1 pseudogene is annotated in these 223 nt (G+C 63.7%); it reads left to right on the top strand.

Annotated elements, in window-relative coordinates:
- Nucleotides 1-125: pseudogene (locus tag AF337_RS42775) on the top strand (3-hydroxyacyl-CoA dehydrogenase); the annotation flags it as partial.
- Nucleotides 126-223: the final 98 nt, after the last annotated feature.

Here is a 223-nt window from a genome sequence, read left to right as displayed (position 1 = left end):
CCTTTCCACCGCGGCTCGGTCGGCCGGCGGAATTTGCCGGGCTGGTACGCCATATCTTGGAAAACAACATGCTGAACGGCGAGGTCATCCGCCTCGACGGCGCATTGCGGATGGGCGCGCGGTGAGCGCGTTGCCCAGAGGAGGAAACATGACATTGCAGGATCCCATCGTCATCGTCGGTGCGGCGCGCACCCCGATCGGCAGCTTTCAGGGAGAGCTGAAG

Origin of the sequence: Rhizobium ecuadorense (assembly GCF_001187535.1) — a bacterium.
GTDB lineage: Bacteria > Pseudomonadota > Alphaproteobacteria > Rhizobiales > Rhizobiaceae > Rhizobium > Rhizobium ecuadorense.
This window is presented reverse-complemented; position numbering and strand designations above follow the sequence as displayed.